Annotated in this window: 4 protein-coding genes; all 4 read right to left on the bottom strand. The window is 58.6% G+C overall.

Annotation, left to right across the window (positions count from 1 at the left end):
• Positions 1-7: 7 nt before the first annotated feature.
• The gene (locus ACTG4X_RS13480) at positions 8-406 is read right to left on the bottom strand and encodes a hypothetical protein (protein WP_440533998.1); all 399 of its coding nucleotides are present in this window, start codon (positions 404-406) and stop codon (positions 8-10) included.
• Positions 407-417: 11 nt separating this feature from the next.
• Entirely contained in the window at positions 418-17898 is a 17481-nt protein-coding gene (locus tag ACTG4X_RS13475) for an Ig-like domain repeat protein (RefSeq protein ID WP_440533997.1), read from the bottom strand.
• 451 nt (positions 17899-18349) lie between these two features.
• Positions 18350-19615: a glycosyltransferase gene (locus ACTG4X_RS13470; RefSeq protein ID WP_440533996.1), complete on the bottom strand. Its 1266-nt coding sequence runs from the start codon at positions 19613-19615 to the stop codon at positions 18350-18352.
• A gap of 234 nt (positions 19616-19849) precedes the next feature.
• Positions 19850-20221: a hypothetical protein gene (locus ACTG4X_RS13465; RefSeq protein WP_440533995.1), complete on the bottom strand. Its 372-nt coding sequence runs from the start codon at positions 20219-20221 to the stop codon at positions 19850-19852.
• Between the last annotated feature and the right edge of the window lie 79 nt (positions 20222-20300).

Genomic DNA, 20300 nt, shown 5'->3' with positions numbered 1-20300 from the left:
GCCTTTATTACTTGATATCTAATTTTTCCAAAATATTTCCAATAATAGCTTTAACAGGCGGAGAGCCTTTTTCCGCAAACGCCTGAAGTTCCGCCACAACTCTCAAAGGAATTTTTTCGACATTTTTATCTCGCAGAGTATCCGCAGCAGCGAGCACGACTTCCTTGTCAGAGGAATCTAACAGTCTCAGCAATACCAAAACCGAAGTCGGATGCACTGTCAAATCCAAAGTTTCAGCACAACGAATTTTCCACTGACTCGTTCTCAGCGAGCAATTTACCAACAGCTCATCCCAGGCACTTTCTTCAAACCTCGAAATTATTTTCGATGCGATATCAATGCCTTCGTCATACCAATAGTCAACCAGAAAATCAAGTTTCAAATAATCATCATATTCAGAGAACATATAACTTTTTTCTAAGGTTTTGGAGCCAGTCCAAGTGAGTCAAGCAAGCTGAATGGTCCGCCTGTTGGGTATGCCGAGGTTACACGGTTGCCGATCTTGATAACTTCCATGTTGACCCCTCTGACCGTACCTCGGTAAAAAGTTGAACCGTCTGATAGACGTGCGGCGATTGCATTTTCCGGAGCACCAACTCTTTGAATGGCGTCCAGAAAATCCGCATCCGACCATGTCGCGGGCGCAAGAGTACTTGATTTAATTTTTGAAACATTTCCATCGGCAAATTGCTTTACAAGTTTCACCGAAGAAGTACCATCGGGATTGCTCCTCAGCACCTCCACAGCATAATTAGGAAGATTATTACCAATTTCACCAGAATGCGCGCCAATTAATCCATTAGAGGGGGTCCCATCAGATCTTAATTGACGTTGTCCCCAGAGGATTTTCTCCTGCATCTCTGCCGATACATATGTAGTGGGCATTTGTGGGCCAACAAAATCAGAACCCGCAGCAGAGCCGCTCAGCGATGGCCCGGACTCAACAGCATAGAGTCTTCCTCCCATGCGACCTATTTGGCTTTCGGCTATCTCCGCAGCCTTTGGTGCAAGCCAACGCGCTGTATTCACCGCCCCCTCTACGCTCGCGACTCCCACCGTGGTGGCCACCTTGCCCGTACCTGCAGTCGCCACCCCGCCCCAAAGAAGCCGAGCGCCATCTTCTGCAATTTGGCTTGCGTCGGTCCTCGCCAAGTAGGCCTCGGCCTTGTTGTAGCCCGCGTACATCGCGTTGAAGGGGTGTGTTGCGGCATAGCCCAGGGTGTTTCCAAGCTGCGCCCGCGCATTGCCATTCGTCGCCAGCGTGTAGAGGCCGATCCCAGCATCCGCAAGGTCATATCCAACGTTGGTGCCAATGCGTCCAGCAACACCCCCCGCCTTCCCGATCCAGCTATCGGAGTTGGCGATCATCTCGTTGTAAGGTGCAACGGCAGACGCACGAGCAGACGCGCTGCCCTCCATCAGGAAGTTTCTTTCTGCAGGTACGCTGGTTAAACCGAACTCCACGTGATACCTGCCAGCCGCGTCGATCCAGCCTTGGACATCGCCTGAGCCACCATCGCGCGCGAGACTCTGGGCAGCCAAATCTTGGGCGCGGGAGAGATTCTGCTTGCGCATCGCAGTGATCTCCGCGTCACTGATTCCAGCGTCAGTACCCACCTCGCCGGTGCGCAACATGCCGGGCTGCGCAGACTGGCTGTCTTGCCAACCCAAGATGCCGTTTCCGGAAGGCTCGGTGTTGTAGTTCGACCTCGATGTCATCGATGGCCCGTCACTGAACATCCCCAGGATGCGCGACCTTTCGTCGGCGCCCACCGGCCCTGGAATGCTGCTCGCGCTGCCTTGCCCGTTGGCCGCTGCGATGGAGTCCCCCAGTGCATTGCCAAGTGCCCCCTCGAAATTACGCCAGCCAGTGATACCGCGGCTCGACGGTTGATAGCCGTAGGGGTTCGCGGGATCGATGCTACGGTTCGCAGCCGCCAGAGAGTCACCAATGATGTTCCCGAAAGCATCTGACGCCACCGAAGCTGCGGTGATCTTCCCGCCGCGTACCACTTGCGCAATCACGCTGCTGCCCACGCCGGAAACCAAGCTTTTGCTGAACTCGAAGCCCATCGTTGGGTCGTAGTTCATCGCCTGATTGAGGCCCTGTCCAATCGCCGAGCTTGCTGCAGCAGCCGCCACCCCTCTCCAACTGAACTGGTCTTGGAGCCCAGTAGCTACGGCAACCCCCTGCGTGAGCGCATTCGAGATCGCTGCACGCCCCACTGCCTGCCATCCGTTACCAGCAAGCAGACTTCCAGGCACGTTCAGTGCCGCGCCTACACCAGCACCAACTCCCGCCCCAAGCGCACCTAGCGCCACACCTCTCCAGCTGAAGCTGTCTTGCACTCCCAACCCGATGCCCACCGCCTGACTGGCTATCGAGCCGACAGCGCCACCAACAGCCGCTGCTGCGGCTCCCACCACTCCATAGCCACCGCCCATGGCGGTCAGCCCCGTCGTCATGGTCGCCCCAACTCCGGCAGACGCTGTTGCCGTCCCTGCGGTTCCTGCCGCTCCCCAAGCACCTGCAGCTGCGCCCGCGGTGTAGATCGTGACAACGATCGCCACAATGGCCACGATCACCTGCCCAAGACCACCGCAGCCCTTGTCCTGGCTTTGGGGCAGCGCCATCATGGTGGGATTGGTATCCCCCAGGATCTTGCTTGGGTCGTACGGCCTGAAGGTGCCGCTATTGTCCGAGTTGGACACATGCGCCGGGATTGTCAGCACCTGTCCCACGCGCAACTCTGCGTTGCCGCCCAGTCCGTTGGCGTCGGCGATCAGGTACCACAGGCTCGAATCGCCGTAGGCGTTCTTGGCGATGCCCTGCAGCGTATCGCTCGCCCCGACGGCATAAGTGCCCGGCGTACCCGCCGGGTAGTTGCCGTTGATTGGCTGATAGCCAAAGCTGAAGCTTGCCTCCTGCTTGTAGGGCGTAAAGCCGGGCACAGGGAAGCTGACGCCCGCATAGCGCTGGTCGGGTACCCAGCCGTAGCGGCCAAGCACCTCCCCGTTCACCACCAACTGGCGTTGCCCCTGCATCGGCGTGGCCGGGTTGCCGTAGTAGGCGTACAGGGCCGTGCCGTTGGCATCGTTGACGAAGAAGTGGTTCTGCGTGACCGTCTGGTTGCCCGGATCGCCGGTGTGCGTCAGGAAGCCGTTGACGTCATAGTTGTACCCGACGCCGCCTTGTGAAATCGGCGTCCCGGCAGAGCCTCCCGCCGCCGCTACAGTCTGACTGAGACTGATCGCCTGCTTGTATCCCTCACCCCGCTGCACCCCGTTTTCGGTGCGCGTGAAGGTCGGGTTCAACGGGTCCGCATTAGCGGTGAGGTAGCCCAACACGTTGCCCGCGGCATCGTACTCATAGGTGACGCCAGTGAAAGTTTGTCCACTGGGCGTTACCAGCGGCGACACGTAGGCCAGGGTGCTCTGATAGGTGATCCGACCGTTGGCGTCGTACTGGCTAATGCGTGCCTGGATCGGGTCGTTACCCGTCACGCCTTGAGACACGCTATGCAGCGCGATGTAGCCGGAATCCAGCGCTCCGGGACTGTTGGTGAGAACCCGGCCAGCCCCGTCGTAAGTGCGAGACTCCACCAGCACGTTGTCACGCGTGACGGTCTTCAAGCGGCTCAATCCGTCATAGCCGTAAGTCTCGACGGTCTCCCCAGCCTGTGGAGCCCACTGGCCATTGGCATCAAGCTCGATTCGCACCCCTTCCCGCGTGTCCATGACGCGACGGCCGTTGTAGTCGTACTCAAGCCGGTGGCCTTCAGCCCCCAGAACCGAGCCATCCACGCTGGACGAATCCACCAGGATCTGACGGTTCATCGCGTCGTACTGGAAGTAGCGATGCGTGTCCGAAGGCAGCGTGTTGACATCCGCATTGTTCAACTGAGTACGGATGTGCGTGCGATTGCCAACCTTGTCGTAGTCGACCGTCAGCGTGACGCCTCCACTGCCGTCATTGACCCAACGCATGCGCCCCAAGGCATCATAGGCAATGGAGTTATCCTGGTAGGTGACGCCGCCTTGCACCGTCTTCTCGCGAAGTCGGCGCCCTCCCAGGTCGTAGGCGTAGGCCGTTTCCTGCCCGATGGCACCGTCGGTCGCCCGGATCAACTGACCCGCTCCATCGTAGTCAAAACTCAAGTTCTGACCACGGGTGTTGGTCTGTGTCTTCAGTTGCGCAAGGCTGTCGTACGTGTAGCTATACAGCGCTCCACCAATATCGCGGTGCGCCGTCAGCTTGCCGAAGTAGTCGTATGTCCAGGTTGCCAACGCACCGTTGGCGTCCATCTCAATCACCTTGCGATTGAGTGCGTCGTAGCCGGCATAGGTGGTCTGCCCCATCGGCTGCGTTGTCCATATCAGGTTACCCCGAACGTCGTAGCCGTATTTCGTCGTCTCGTTGTTCCCGTTGGTTTGAGAGACCAGACGTCCGGCTTCATCCCAACGCTGCTTCTGCACAACCCCTTCCGACACGAAGTTCGTACGCACGTTGCGGTTGAGCTTGTCGAAGGTAAAGGAGGTGAGGTTGTGCTCGGCATCCGTGGTGCTCACCCTGTTGCCGAAGGCGTTGTAGGTATGGCTGACCACACCCGTGTCTACCCCGTTGCCGTCCGCGTGCAGTTCCCTGACGAGATTGCCGCCGTCATCCCACTCCTGGCCGTTGACGTTGCCATTGGCATCGTGCACTGCCACCTGCCGGCCCATCGCGTCGTAGTAGATGGAAGTCACCGGTGCATTCGCATTGACGACGTTCCCATTGGCGTCGATCCCGGATACGCCATCGCTGTCCGTCTGCACCTGACGCACCAGCTGATTGTTGGCGTTATAGCTGTAGTGCGTCACCCAGTTCGAGGAACGCGGGTCACTGATACTCACCACGTTGCCCCATCGGTCCACGTTCTGATGGATCTCCGGCTGAACGGATGTGTTGGGCACGTCCGAAGACTCCCGCGCGGCCAACTTCTTCACGATCACTCGCCCCAGCGCGTCGTACACCGTCCCCGTGTACCGGCTGTTGGGATCGCCACTTTCGCCAGATATCTCTGCAGTCTGCCGGCCGAGACGGTCGTATTTCAGCGTCTTGGCAACGCCGTTCCCTGCATCCGTCCATACCAGGTTACCGGCATTGTCATAGTCGAATGTCTCAGCTCCAACCTGCGTCTCTCCTGCTTGTACCTGCTTCGAGACAAGCTCTCCGAACGCGTTGTAGTCTAGCGAAGTACTGACGCGATGGTCGTCCGTGTTACCAACGCCCAGCCAGTTGGCTCCGTTCGCATCCGCGGGTGTTCCCTGCCAACGAACGACCCAGTTTCCTGCACCATCCTTTTGCAGAATGCGAATCGCGGATACCGTAGCAATCGGCTCTGCATCTGGTGTGAGGCTGACGCCTTGCAACTGCAACGCACTCGCCGCAATGGCGTAGCTCTTCGAGTAGGTCGCGCTGTGGCCGGGCTCGGTCGTTGGCTCCGAGTCCTCATCACCAGGAATTGCACGCGCAGGGGTCGTGTAGTCGATCTCGAACTTGACCTCGCCGCCTGCGGCGTCAATGACGTTTCCGAGTTGCGTGAGCTTGATGGTGCCGTTGCCTACGCCTGTGCCACCCTGCGGCGGAATGACAGGATTTCCATTTTCATCGAGAACGGGGTACTCCCCTGGGGTCACAGCCGCGCGTGGATTACTACTGTAGATATTTCCTCTTGCAGTCGCATCGTTGCTGTAGTCGGCCGTGTCTGTCACCGTCCCGCGTTCGAGGACCTCAGTCTGGCGCCCGAGCGCGTCATAAAAGTACTCTTTGCGAAGCTCGGTCTTCGATCCGTCGCTCTCGGTGACGTATTGACGCTCGACGGCGACCTGTCCACGCTCGTTGTACGCGTAGTAGTGATTGACTCCCATCTCGTCCGTGCTCTGCGTCAGACGACCTTGAGCGTCATACTTCGCAAAGCTCGTCCGGTCAGTACTCGCTACGAGATCGACATCGTCGAACGGATCGGCCTGGATCGTTGCGGCCGTGTAGAACTGGTCCCCGACCAAGGGGTTGAACATCCTCACAATCTCGGTATCGAGGGTGGAGCTTTGTGCCTCTCCCACATAGCCAACCGTTCCAATGAACGTCGCATTGAAGTTCTGAACGAGATTCTGGACCTCATCCCAGCTGGTCGTCAGCAAGTGATAGGCCGAGAAGCTCTGGAGCTCCGGAGGCCAGAATGGGGGAAGTCGCAGCTGCACCTTGTACAGCGGGATCGTTCCTGTGTCCTCGTTGTCGGCCAAGTACCCCAGGATCCCCTCGTCATGCCAGATTCCCGATGCCAGCAGAATGTCGCGCTCGTTGCTTGACTGGGTGTAGTAGTGCAGTGGTCCGAAGAAGTCGCTGCGCAAGCGATAGACGGGGCTGCCCCCATCGAAAGGGACCGAAGACATGTAGCCCGACCCACCGATAAGCGTCCACCCTCCAGCCTGCGCGCTTGCGACTTCCGGATTCGGAATATGGATGGACGACGGCATGGGCCGAGGATCTACAGGAGCTCCTTCACTCCCTCCATTCAGATACTGGGTCTTGCTGACCACATTCCCATACACATCACGCCTGAAGACCGTCAACGGCCTCACCATCGTGACGCCATCGGCACCTGGACGCGCGGGCTCCTCTACCGCAACCACCCGACCGAGCGCGTCATAGTAGCTATAGGTTGATGCCCCAGCCGCATCGATCGTTCGGGTCAGATTGCCAACTGCGTCATAACGGAAGGTTGTTGTCAAGTCTCCGCGCGTGCTGCTACCGTCGCTGGCAACGCTGTACTCAACGTGCACCCGAGTTTCGGAGGTCTTTCGATTGTTTCGGTCATAGCTCGTCAGCACACGGCGGTCGTTGGCCGCATCGAGTGTTGGCGAAAGCGCAGCGCCATCACTCACAGAGACTGAGAACCCGGTCCAGCCAGCCAGGCTCGCGATGCCGTTCCAACCGTCGAGAGAGCGCGCGAACTCTGTCCTGTCGACCACATTCCCAACAGCATCAAAGGCCTGCTTGGTGAGGTAACCCAGCGCATCGACCGTTGCCGCGAGCTGACCTTTGCGGTCGTAGTAGTTCGATGCCGACAGCACCCAATCGTCCGCCCCCAAGCTCTGTGCGACCTGGACCAGATCACCAAAGCTGTTGTACGTGTTGCGAGTAATCTTCCCAGCCGTCCCCTGCGAGCCCGTTGCCGCGTCGTAGACGGCGACCTCGGACTCTTTTACCTCAATCGAGCGGCCCAAGCGGTCGTAGGTCGTCAAGATCGTTCGATCACGGCCATCCGTCTCAATAGCGGCCTCGATGTCCTCCGAGCGAGGGACAACAATTTCTCCCCACCACTCCTCTCGAACGCGAATGTCACCCCCTACCTCGAATGCATAACGCGTGAGGGCGACCGTGTCTCCGAAAGTACTGCGGGTGTATCCCGTCACGTATCCGAGTGCATCGACCTCATATCGAAGCCGGCCCAGATTGTCGTACGACCTGATGCTGAAATTCCCGGCCACATCGCGATTCGCGATCGCGTCTCCGAAGGCATCGTAGATGGTCGTCGTGTACAGCCGTTGCGGCGACTCAAGGCTTACTTCGCCCACTTCGTAGATATCCACTTCGGGATAATCCACACGAATCTGACGCCCGACTCTGTCGTACGTGTAGTCTGTACTTCTTTCCGACGAAAGACCAACGCCTTCCGTGCGGCGCGTCATGTTTCCGAGGACGTCATACCGCATTTCGGTCACGACGGAGCCGAGCCCGCTTTGCTCGTTATCGACCTGGAGTCGATCCTTGAATCCGCTCTTGAGGGCTGTGATTTCGACTTCTGGAGAGACCTCCCTGACAAGACGGCCTAGGCCATCGTATTCATAGGTCCAAACGGATCCTTTCGCGTTGGTATAGCTCGTCTTGTTGCCGAGCATGTCGTAGGTCCAGGACTCCGAGTAACCCAAGGCGTCGATGCTCAGGACAGTCCTGCCTAACGCATCAAATACGGAGGATTTCGTTCGATCTTGTTCGTCGGGTTCCAGCACGGCTTCGATTTGGGATGCGGTAGCTGTCGTTGCCAGCGAAATTGGCCGCGCATACTGCGTGGTGCTGCTGACCTGCCCAAGGCCGTCGTACTCTGTCTTGGTGACATAGCCCTGTGCATCGATCGCAAAGACTGGTCGACCTGCAGCGTCGTGCACCATGCGAGACGTTCGATCATTTGCAGCGTCTTCCATGACGAGGGCCCGAACATCGCTGGTCGTCGCCTCATCTGCAAGGGCGGTCGTGTTGATCGGCGATGCGTACTTGCGCGATTCGGTCAACCGGCCGATCCCGTCATACCTCAGCTCAGTAAGCCCCCCCAGCGCATCGATCGAAAGTACCTGGCGTTGCCCCTGGTCGAAGAAATGACGGGTAACTCTATCGGCCAGTGCATTCGAAGATCGGCCCGCGAGAATGTCCTGTTCGCTGAGGGTGTCTCCCGCAGCCGATAGATCGGGCCGATTGGCGTAGGCGATCTCTTGAGTGACGTTGCCGAAGGCGTCATAGACCTGCTGGGTCAGGCCTCCCATGGCGTCAACGACGAATGTGCGGCGACCCGCGGCGTCGTAGGTCATTCTGGTGACGCGGTCGGCGGAAGGATTGCGCTCGAGGGCTTGCTCCAGGAGCTCAGGCGTCAACCGCAGGAAGACGTTCACCGTCGGGTCGAACCGCGCGCTGGTCTCCACCGAACTGGACACTGCGGCCCTGGACGCTTGCCCGTAGCCGCTCAGGGTTCTGTCGCGATCGCCAACACCCCCGTGGTCCCAATAGCCGAATGTCGCTCCACCTTCAATGGCATTGGCAAACTGTTCCGTCCGAACAAGTCGTCCAGCTCCATCGTAAATATTGCGCGTGACTGCGGCTTCCGGGTCGACGGTGTAGCTGAGCCTTCCGGCCGCATCGTAGACGTAGTAATAGCTGCGATCTTCCTCAGGCGAGGAATAGCCCATCGGCTGCCAGTACGTGAAGCTGGTGTGCACCGTCTTTCGCAGCAACCTACCGACGCCGTCGTAGTCGAAAGAAACCTCCTCCCGTCCATCGAGCGCTGGGCCGTAGGGGTTGTCTTCGGTCCAGGGACCTTCCCAGCGCGAGCGGTATTCCACCCTATTGGCGGCGTCGTAGATATAGCGCGTGTACTGGTCCTGACCGCTGCCCTCAATGCTCTGCGGAGATTGCCCATTTCCCAACGCATTCGCATAGCTGATGTGCATCACCACGTTGCCGTTGGCATCGTACTCATTCTTCTGTACGGCACCGACACCATCGACAGTCCATGTCATTCGACCTGCGGCGTCGTAGATATTTCGCGTCTGCTGATCCCGCGCATTGTCTGGTTGAAGCACCAGATCCGAACGTCCGTCCCACGCTGACAGCGCCACCGCGGAGAGCGCTTCGGCATAGACGCGTTGCTCGATCACATTGCCGGCGTTGTCATAGACGTTGTGCGTAACACCACCTGCGCCATCGACTCTCCACGTTGCGCGGTTCGCTGCATCAAAGACGGTTCGAACTCGCTGATCCCTTGACGGGTCCGCGATGACATCCGGGCCCGAGCTTCCATCCCATGAGGCAAGTGCTGTTGCCGTGAGCTGGTTTGCGTATGCCCGACTTTCGACGACATTTCCATTGCCGTCGTACAAATACTGGGTGACGCCAGCCGTGCCGTCGACTGACCAAGTCCGGCGATTGAGCGCGTCATAGACGGTGCGGATACGTTCATCGCGCACGGCATCCGCAACGACTGCGGGGTCGGAGTCCAGTGCCCAAGCGCTTCGATCGATGCGGTTGGCATATACGCGCATCTCGGTGACGTTGTTGCTTGCGTCGTAGACGTACTTGATTACCGCGCCCGTTCCGTCAACCGTATAAGTCAGCCGATCGTCTTTGTCGTATCGGCGTGATTGAACAACGTCCGATCCGACCACTGGAGTCAGAAGCGCGGCAATATCTTCCGGTTGCGTTGGCGATGGTTGGCCAAGGATTGCCTCCAGATTTCCGGGTGATATGGAGGTCGCATAGGCGACTGTCTCGATCAGACGAGCTTCCGCGTCATAGCGGTTCTCTTGTACGTCGCCCAACGAGTTGATACTGAAAACCTGCCGGTTGTTGGCGTCGTACACGTAACGCGTCGAGTTTCCGTTCGCATCGGTGAACTCGATCATGTTCCCGGCGGCGTCGTACACGTACTGACGCACGAGATTCATGTCTTGCGGATCAAACTGCTCCTTGATGCGCCTGCCGAGGTCATCGTAGGTATAGACCGTCAGCGTACCCCTCGGGTCGACGACATTCAATGTCGTGCCGTTTGCATCGTAGGTGTAGGTCGTCGCCAGCGCCAGGTTGGCGGGATCCACGATCTGCCGCACGACGCGGCCGTCCAAGTCAAAATCGGTCTGCGTGACCGTGCCTCGCGCGTCCGTGACCTGAACCGCCTGTCCCTTCGCGTCATACACGTAAGTCGTGACAAGGTTCAAGCCCTCGGCATCCACAGTGCGTGTCAATACGCGCCCTGCTGCGTCGTACGCAAACTCCGTGACCACGCCATTGGCATCGGTGGTGCTGGTCTTGAAACCTGCCTTGTCGTATGTGTTCTCGGTGACAACACCCTCGGGCGCCTCGGTACGCACGAGGTTCCCGCTCCTGTCGTACGCGTAAACGACTGTGTTCCCACGTCCATCGGTGACGCTTTGCGTCTGCCCTTGGCGCGTGTGAACTGTCGTCGTGCTGATCCCCTCGGGGGTCGTCACTGTCACACTTCGATTTGTGACGTCGTAGCTATAGGCAGTAACGTTGCCGAGCGCATCACGCTGCGTCAATACCCGGTTGAATGCGTCATAGGTTGTGATGCGCTCTGCTTGCAGTGCATCGACGGTCGTGACGACTCGACCAAGGCGGTCATAGGTATATACGCTGCTATGGCCATTGGGGTCGATGCTTTCGATCAGTCTGCCAAAGGCATCGTAGACCTTGTTTGAAACAGCCAGGCCGTTCCCCTTGGATGTCTCCACGGCCAGACCTCGACGGTCATAGACGACACTGTCGAAGATGCCCAGTCCACTCTGAAGGCCGACAAAGCTCGCGATCACCTCGCGGAATGCGTCGTAGGAATAGAAGGTGGTCGACCCCAGCGCATCGGTGCTACTGATCAGCGCTCCCGTCGCAGCGTAAGCACGCGAGGTGCGCGAGTCCTTACTGGTATCCGCCACACCAGCCAACATGGAAGACAGCGTATCGGTATTCAAGCCTCCCGGCGTTGTTGCGCCGAGCGTCGCGACGTCAACCCTGGTGCCAAAGGTGGCTTGCTCGATCAGCTGACCCAAGGCGTCGTATCGACTTCCTGCGACCTCACCCAATGCATTGACCGTATATGCCAGGCGGCCGACGGCATCGTAGAAGAACAGCGTGCGATGCCCATTGGCATCGGTGGTGCTGATTCGCCTGCCAGCCGCATCGTAGGTGTGCGTCAACCCGTTGTCAGCCCAAGCACTGAACGTATCGTCTTGTCCTATCGCTGCGCTACCGCGCCCGTCAAGTTCTCCAATCAGACGTCCTTGAACGTCATAGCGCAGCCGTTCAACCCGCTCATCAACCGTTCCCGCTGCGGAGACCGTCTTCACCAACTGGCCCACATTGTTGTAGGAGAAGGTGGTTGTGGTTCCTTCCGTGTCTGCTTGGCTGATGAGTTGATTGGCCGCAGACCAAGTCTGAGTTACATGCTGATCACGAGCGTCAAGCAATGGCCTCACATTCGCAAGCGCTGCGTTGCTCGCAATCGAGCCGACCTTGTTGTAGTACCGGATGGATTCAACAACATTTCCTCGTGCGTCGTAGACGGTCTCCGTCAAGTACCCTTCACCGTCTACCACCCCAACCAAGCGTCCTCGCGCATCGTAGAAGTTGTACGCATGCACGTCGTTCCCGCCTGCGTTGGGCCTGAGGCTGACGAGGCTATGGCTTGCACTCGCTGCAGCAATCGCAACAGCTCGCTGCGCGGCGGTCTCCAGTCCTGCCACTCGATCTGCATATCGAATTGTCTCGACAAGCTCTCCCGCCGCGTTGTACTTGTACTCCGTCAGATAGCCTTCTTCGTCCAGGTAGCCTTGGATCTTCCCGTCTTTTCGGTACACCTGATCGACTCGCCGATCAGCTTCGCTCTCATCGACGTAGAGTGTCGTGCGCTCCTCGGTCTGAACGATCTGTTCGAAGTTGAATTCGGATACTTGCGTGCGCTCGTCGCCAAGGTAGATCGCGGTGAAATTCTGAGCTCCACCAGGAAGGTTGGCTGCCGGAAGCGTTGCGATCCCATTGACGACTTGAGCGGATCCCAAGAAGTGAGATCCTTGGTAGAAGTTAACTACTCCATCGATCGGAGAGTTGTCCGTCCGAGAGACCCGTACAGAAAGAGAGCCGGTCGCAGGAAGGGGCGTGGCACTCAGGTTCTCCAGCTGTGGCCATGCCTTGACAATTGTCACGACGCTGGTTGTCTCGGACGCAGCATTGTTCCCATCGCCAGAATAGACGGCGCGGATCTGGTGTTCCCCCACCGAGAGCCCGGTCACCAACAACTCGGTGACCCCACCCGCCAACGAAGCAGTTCCCAGCAAGGTTTGCCCATCGTAGAAAGTGATGGTTCCGCTCCTTGGCTGGCCGCTGCCTCCAGGCTGCGCTCTCAGGCGCACGGGTGCTCCATCTTCGGCCTCGAACGTGAGGATGTCCACGTACGAAGCAGGCTTGTCAACACGAATATCGAGCCAGGCTTCGAAGCCCCAATAGGAGGAGGAATAGCCCAGATGATTTGCATCACCTGAGTACTGCACGCGAACCTGATGACTCCCCAAAGGCAGGGTGCTGGATGTGAAAGTCGCAACGCCATCCACCACGGTGGCCGGACCGACGCTGACCCCGTTGTTCAGCAAAATGTAGACCGAACCGGTGAACGGTGGCTTAGTCCCGCTGTTGCTCGTATTCCGGAGATTGATGGTGAAGGTCACAGGCTGTCCAGCAACTGCGCTGGACGGGGATGTGTAAACCGATACGCCTGTGGAAGCCTTGTCAACATAGGCTTGATACTGCGCAACGCCCGTCACAGACCCCTTGGTGAAGACGACTTTAAGATCAATCGATCCTGCCGGTAGCCCCTCGATCCTGATTCGGCCCGGCGTGGCGGGATCCGCCTGGTAGGTGCCTACGATCGTCTGTCCATTGAAGACGGTGTAGTGCCCACCCGCGAGATCCTGTCCACCGGGGAACTCCAGCGCGAGCTCGATGGGCTGGCCGACGGTCGGGTAACTTGGCCCAATAACAGACATTGCCTGTGTTGCGGGGGGTTGGATGTTCTGCCCACCTGCGCTGACCTGCATCAAGGGCTGCTGCGCAGCCACGCTGTCCAGGTGCAGCCCATCCCCGGAGTACACCGCGCTCAAGGTGACGTTGCCCCCCACGGGCAGGTAGTTGGTCACCAGGACTGCATGACCATTGATCACCTCTGCCGAGCCAAGCCACGTGCTTCCCGCGAAGAAATCCACTTGCCCGCTTGGAGCGGGTGTCCCGCCATCGACATTCGCAGTCAGTGTGACCGCTTGGCCTTGAACAACGCTGGTGGCCGACGCTGAGAGCGTCGCGCTCGTCTGATATTTTTCAACGACAACCTGCGAATACCCTTCCGTGGTCGCATAGAGCTGGCTTCCTTCGTAGGAAAATCTCAGGTTGTGAACACCCGCCGACAAGCTGGGCACACTCAACGTGAAGACCCCGTCGATCAGTGAGCCACTCCCAAGCAGCTGACCGCCTTCAAAGACATGGACCGTGCCCGTCGGGGTGGGACCCAACTCATAACTGCCCCGAATGGAGGCCTTGATGCTCACAGGAGATCCGGCCTTGGGCACTTCGGGCTCGGTGCTGACATCGATGGCGCTCCACCAAACCGAAGCGTCATAGACGATGGGCTGAATAAGCACGTTTGGCGATGCTTGATCGATCGCGAAAGGCTTGTGATTCGCATCGCCGGAGTAACTGGCGGTGATGCGGTGCGTGCCAATGGTCCCCCCCGACCACGTCATGGTGGCCACACCGCCCACGAGGTTGGCGGACCCGATCAGCACACCGTCACTGTAGAAGTTGATGGTGCCCGCAGCGGGTATCCCCGAAGTGGAATTGACCCTTGCCGAGATCGCGATCGGCTTGCCTACAACCGAAACCTGATCGGGCATCGACGTGGTCAACTCGATATCGGGCTCATCGCGCTCGACCGTTACATCCACCTGCCCTACGGAGATCGGCCCCTCCTGCCAGGAGTTTCCTTCATACACAATCGTCAGGTTGTGTGTACCGGTTGACAGAGTCGGAAAAAAGATCTTCCCGTCTTCTTGGTAGAGCGCCTTGCCGACCAGTGTTTCTCCATCGAAGACGAGAAAGGAGCTCGGCGATGGGTAAGACAAACCAGGAACCGTGATACCGATTCCAATTGGCTCTCCGACAGTCACTACGATGGCGGTCGGACTGATCGTTAGAGGCTGTACGACAGGTGCCGCGGGATTCTGAGCGGAAGCGGTGACCTCGATCGCCAGATGCCCCGTACTGATACGGTCAGTGTCCAAGATGCTGGCACTGATGGCGACCTGCGCACCAACAGGTAGGTAGTCAACGGTGAGGGTCGCCCAGCCACCGCTTGCCTGAGCACTTCCGATATATTGATTGTCGGCAAAAAATCTGATCTGCCGATTCGACATATCGTCGATAACACGCACCCTGATCGTGACCGGACTGCCCTGCGCTACCTGGGTAACGGAGGCCTCTAGATCCAGCAGCGTCGCTCCCAAGTATGCGGAACCTTGGGTAGCAAGGCGATAGGCATCTCCGCTGTACTGCGCGCGGAACGCAGGTGGATGCCCCGTAGGATCGGCGGGATAGTTGACATCGAGCGTCGCGATCCCATTCACAACAGTGCCGCGTCCAATGAAGGCGGTTCCGTCGTAGAAAGCAACCTCACCAACGAACGGCTGGTTGTACTCGGCGTCACTCGATACCTGAGCCGTCAATCTGAGGCCCGTTCCAGTCGAGGCCGCCTTGAGAGAAAGATCGCTTTGAGATTTTTCGACCCGTATCCGTGCTTCTGCGAATGTCGACGCGTGTTTCGCATCTCCGGAGTAGACAGCGCGAATCAGAACATCGCCAACCGGAAAAATTGGTGCAGACAGAGATGTCATGTAGTCCACGACAGGAACCACGCCAAGCAGGATGCCATTGGCATAGAAGCGGACATCCCCACCGCCCCCCGTGAACCCCTCGGGAAGTACGCTGTTGAGGTACATCGTGAGCTCAGGCGCGCTGCCGCTGACGATCTCCGAGTTTGAAAGCGACAAGCTCGCCGAGCTCTCTGCCGGGGTCACGACAATGGAGACCGCCTTCGAGACGCTCGCTAGTGACTGGCCTTGGGCCGTATAGGAAGCTCGGATATTGTTCAGACCCGACTCCAGCCAATCGGTCTCGAGGCCTGCAATGCCGTTCACGACAGGGACGGTCCCAAGGATGATGTTTCCCCTGAAAAACGTCACCACGCCCGCATCGCCTACCCCCTCGACCTTGGCTTCCAAGTAAACCAACGAGCCCGCTGACACGGAGCTGGCATTGGTACTCAGCGTGACAGGAATCGCTCCAAGGCGACCGAGAGCCACGCGCACAACATCCGCGCCCGTCACTGACGAGTTTGCGCTCTGTTCTTGGGCGCGTTCAATCTCCTGAACGTCAATCTGGTTGGCCAAACGAGTGCTCGAGACCACCCGTGAAGCACCGTCGTAGACTGTTTCGGTGACGTAGCCGAGCGCGTCGACCTTGAAAATCAGTCTGTTGGCGTTGTCGTAGAAGTTCCAGACCTTCTGGTCCTGCGGTTGGGACTGCGGGCGCAAGCCCGCAAGACTCGTCTGCGTGTTGGTACTCGACCACGCGGTGGTTGGATGCCCCGCCTCGTCCACAAGAGCCGCGGTATCGATCGGGGTGCTGTACGCAATCGTTTCTCGAAGAAGTCCGGCCGTGTCGTACACGTATTCGATCAATGCGCCCGTCGCATCGATGTCCGCGATCTTGCGCCCCATCTCGTCATAGAGCATCCACTTGCGAGCTCCCGTGGGATCCTCGCTCATCAGCAGATTGCCTCGAGCGTCGTAGCTGTATGTCGCTACACCCAACACCCCGCTTCCCACACTGTGCTGAGTGGTGCTGACCAGCCTGCCCGCATGATCGAAGGCGGAGGTGGTAATCAGCCCATTCGCGAGAGTGACAGCTGTCTTGCCATTCGCGTCGTCATACGAGGTGATGGTCGTGCTGGGAGTTGTACTTCCGTCCAGACTCGGCGCTTGTACACTGAGTACGCGCCCCAGGCCATCGTAGGTATAGCTGGTGACCGCGCTCGAGCTGCCCGGTTCAATTTTCTGAAGGAGCAGGCCGCGGGCGTCGTAGATATAGTGGGTGACTGCGGCGGATGCGCTGATTCCTTCTCCGTCAACACCGATTTCCGCATACTCCGCACTGCTCACGATCGAGCCTCGTGCGTCATATGCAAGGTCCATGCGAGCTGTCTGCCCCAGATCCTGTGTCTGGCGCCAGGCAACGACTTCGCTTTCGGTAACGGATGCATCCCCAGCGAGTCCGGCGAGGTCGTACGCTCCCCCTTTGAACTGAATGGATGCGGTACGTTGCCCGAAGCTGTCGTAGCGGTACTCGGTCACGCCACCTTCAGCCGAAATGACGAATCGCAACTGCCGCGAGTTGCCCTGCGCGTAGACGTAGCGCACGGTCTCGGGCTGGGAGGCGGCCGCTCCGGCGGTTGCCGCCGTTGCATAGACGGTATCCGTCAGCAGCTGATTGCCAGCGCCATAGGTACGAACGCGGGTGTTCCCGGTCGCATCGATTTCGCTGAGCAGGTTGCCTCGAGAGTCGTATGTCAGGTCGACTGAATTCCCTCGCCCATCGGTGATCTGCAGCACATTGCCTTGCAGATCGTAGGCATAGTCGACAACATTGGCCCCGCTCGCGTTGTTGTCGGTCACCCCTTGGCGCAGCCGCAGGAGCTGACCTTGGGTGTCGTATTCGTAGACGCTTTGCGCTCCAAGGGGATCCGTGACAGTTGTCGTCAGCGCATTGGTGTCGTACGCGAACTGCGTCACTGCACCGAGCCCGTCGGTGACGGTGGCGACCTTGTAGATGCCGCCAGACTGGACGTATGTGAAGGTCAACGACGTGCCGTCGCTTTGGACGACGCTGGCAACCCGGTGACTGCTGCCGTCGTACGTGTACGTCGTAACGTAGGTGTTGCCGTCGGAGACATCTCCGTCTTCCGGGGTCAGATCGACCGAGACACTCGAAAGACGGCCATCGGAATCGTATGCATAGCGCACGTGCGTACGACTTGCGCCGCTCGCATCTTCGGTGCGGATTGCATTCAGCTGCGTGCCGACGTAGTCGTAATGGGTGACCTCGCCGCTGGCATCGGTTACCGATTGGACCGTACCGTTGCTGTTGTAGAGGTAGCTGACAGTATTTCCGTCCGCGTCCGAGGCACTCAGAAGACGGCCCTGACCGCTGGCTTGGTAGCGCTCGGAGGCTCCGGTGGCTCCATCGGTCCAAACAAACTCCGAGGCGCCGCCGTCGTAGTCGATCGTGTCAAAGGCACCTGCGCCATCGCTGCTGACGTAGAGACTCTTCGAGGCGTCCCAGACATAGATGGCCTGGGCTCCATCGCGATCTACCCGAGCAAGACTACTGCCGGCTGCACCCAGAATCCCCGTCAAGATGACGGACTGCCCGAACGCCCCTACCCGCCAGTTGTCCGCATTGTCGTCATCCAGCAAGCCTTGGCTGTTGTATGTTCGTACGCTCTGAACGTCCAGGCCCCTGCCGACCAACAGGTCATCCCCGCTCTGCAGTACGAGATTGCCTGTCGCTGCGTTAACGAACGCCTGCTCGCCGCTCCTCCCCTGCCCAGCAGCGCCTTGAGCTCCCCGTCCCCCCAAAACTGCCAACGAGCCCAGGCTCAGTCCCAGACTATTGCCACTGACGATTGCGACCATTTCTCAGCCCCGACGTGTCCTGCGAACCGCCGAAATGGAAGCCAGCGAGTCAATCCGCGCCTCATTGGCGACGGCGTTACGCCCTCATGCGCAATCCTCTTGCCTCTGGCTAGACCAACCTACTGCGACTGGCCTACGGTTCTCTCCAATACATCCAGCGCAAAAGGAAAATGTTTAGCGAGAGTGGCTCAATGCCGACTAGAAGTTGGGGATTTAGATTAATTCCAAATAGTTAATTCCCATGGTGTCCCAACGGCAACCAAGCTGAATCGGGCATGAGAATGTGAGGTTCTAGAACCAATGCGTCTAACAACTCGGTGCGATCTCGCACCAGTCGGCCGTCCGAGTACCTACCAGCTACAACTTGTGCCGCCGCCCGCACACGGGTATCACTTAGAAGGCCGTCGATCGCAGCACGAATCGGTTCTCGACCGGGAAACCAGGCGAGGCCCAAACCCTGAGCCTGCATCCGAAGTGCCAACTGATGCTTTTCCAGATCGATCGGAACCATCAGCTGGGCCTTTCCAGCCAGTAGCGTTGAAGCAACGACACCGGCCGATCCATAGTTCACCACAGCATCTGCGCGCTCGAGCGCAGTGGTCAGGTCTACGGGCTCTCTTTCAATCCAGATCGAACTGCCGCGGTAACGCTCCAAGTGTGCTTGTGGCACCTCTGGCCAGACGCAAAGCACGCTCGCCTCTGCCGACTTCAGTGACTCCAAAATCGTGAGAATGCTTCCCGCGGATCCTCGCATGTAAGCGAAGACTCGCTTGCCATTCATTTGCTGACCTTCCAACCAGTCAGACCGAAAAGCCGTAGCGTCGAGCGTGACGGGGCCGATATGGCGCATGCCTGAGCGCACGCCATAGGGATCGGTTTCAGGCAATCCATCGTGCACCTTTGTAGGCCACGCAAGATATTCCTCAAGCGTACGTACTCTCCCGATGGATTTGCTCGCTTCATGGATCGAGCTGGCCAGATGTTCGACGCTAGGCGTCACGGAGTCGCTCCCCAAGGGATGATCAGGCCCGCCAGAGAACGCTGGGAACGAGCCTGGAGGCGCATCAAAACCGTTGGTCAACTGCACGACCGGAAGCGCCTGACAGCACGCGGCGAGCAGCGCAACGGGCGAATAGTCGCAAACGACCGCGTCTGGCTTCAGCTCGTCGAACAACTTCACCCACTGCCTCAGCGCATGTGTTAGCGCACTGGCATCTGAAAATCCGACTGCCAGCAGGATATCGGCGAAGCATCGAGGTATCGCATGCAGCCCTTGCGTTCGCACGACTCGACTACCCTCCTTCCCTACAACTGGAGCCACGTGGCACTCATCTGTGCTCCAGATGAGTAATTGCCCAGCAAACTTGGAAGGCACGATCCAGGCCGGAACACCTCCACGGCGTTTGATTTGCGCGGAGAACTCCCTGAGCCGGACAAGATGACCAAGGTTTTTTCCTTGCTCCCAAATCAACAGAATTCGCGGGCTCATTGAGATCAAGTATCTCCGAGGCAGCACTGACGCGTCTGGTCCCGTATCATGTTAAGCACTAGCGTGACGAAGTGCCGCAACGTAGGGCACGGCTATCAAAAAATTAAAAAGAGGCTAGCAACTGCCGCCTTACCAGCCTCTATCAATACTAGTCGCGTGAAATGGCGAACAGGCAAAGAGTCTATTGCCAATGGGTAAGCGCACAGCGATGGCATCTTGACGTAGACGCCTGAAAACAATTGGTCAGGGCGCAGCCTGTTGGAGGAGGGCCTGGAACGCGGGCGAGAGGTCTGCGCCGTGCACAAGCATGCGGTGCAACTCGGACTTATGTATGTCCACATAGTGGCCAGCTGGTGTTCCCCACATGAGACGATTTGACTCAGCCTGAAGTGGCTGCTTTGGGTCTTCGAAGTGCATGAGCACCTCGCCAGTTTGAAGGCCGCAGATCTCACATCGAAAAAGGTGGCGAACGGGCATCTTTGCGACAAATGCGCGGCGCATCGAGCGGCACTGTTCGACGAGTTCCGTCTGCATTTCGTAGTCCCTTTGCGGCGCGCAGACAGTGGCCACTTCCAACAGGTCGGCAAAGGACAGTAGTGCCCCTTCTTTGGTCATGTCGCCCCTCCTCGGCAATCGGGGAATTCTGCCTCACAGGCGTGCACGAGTGAGTTGCGGCTCGCTCGATAGCGCTGGC

The sequence above is a fragment of the Variovorax sp. YR566 genome (genome assembly GCF_051992195.1).
Lineage (GTDB): Bacteria > Pseudomonadota > Gammaproteobacteria > Burkholderiales > Burkholderiaceae_C > Variovorax.
This window is presented reverse-complemented; position numbering and strand designations above follow the sequence as displayed.

Bases quoted from the DNA above. Each gene is read 5' to 3' on its own strand.
- ACTG4X_RS13465 (WP_440533995.1), bottom strand. From the start codon at position 20,221: ATGACCAAAGAAGGGGCACTACTGTCCTTTGCCGACCTGTTGGAAGTG.
- ACTG4X_RS13480 (WP_440533998.1), bottom strand. From the start codon at position 406: ATGTTCTCTGAATATGATGATTATTTGAAACTTGATTTTCTGGTTGAC.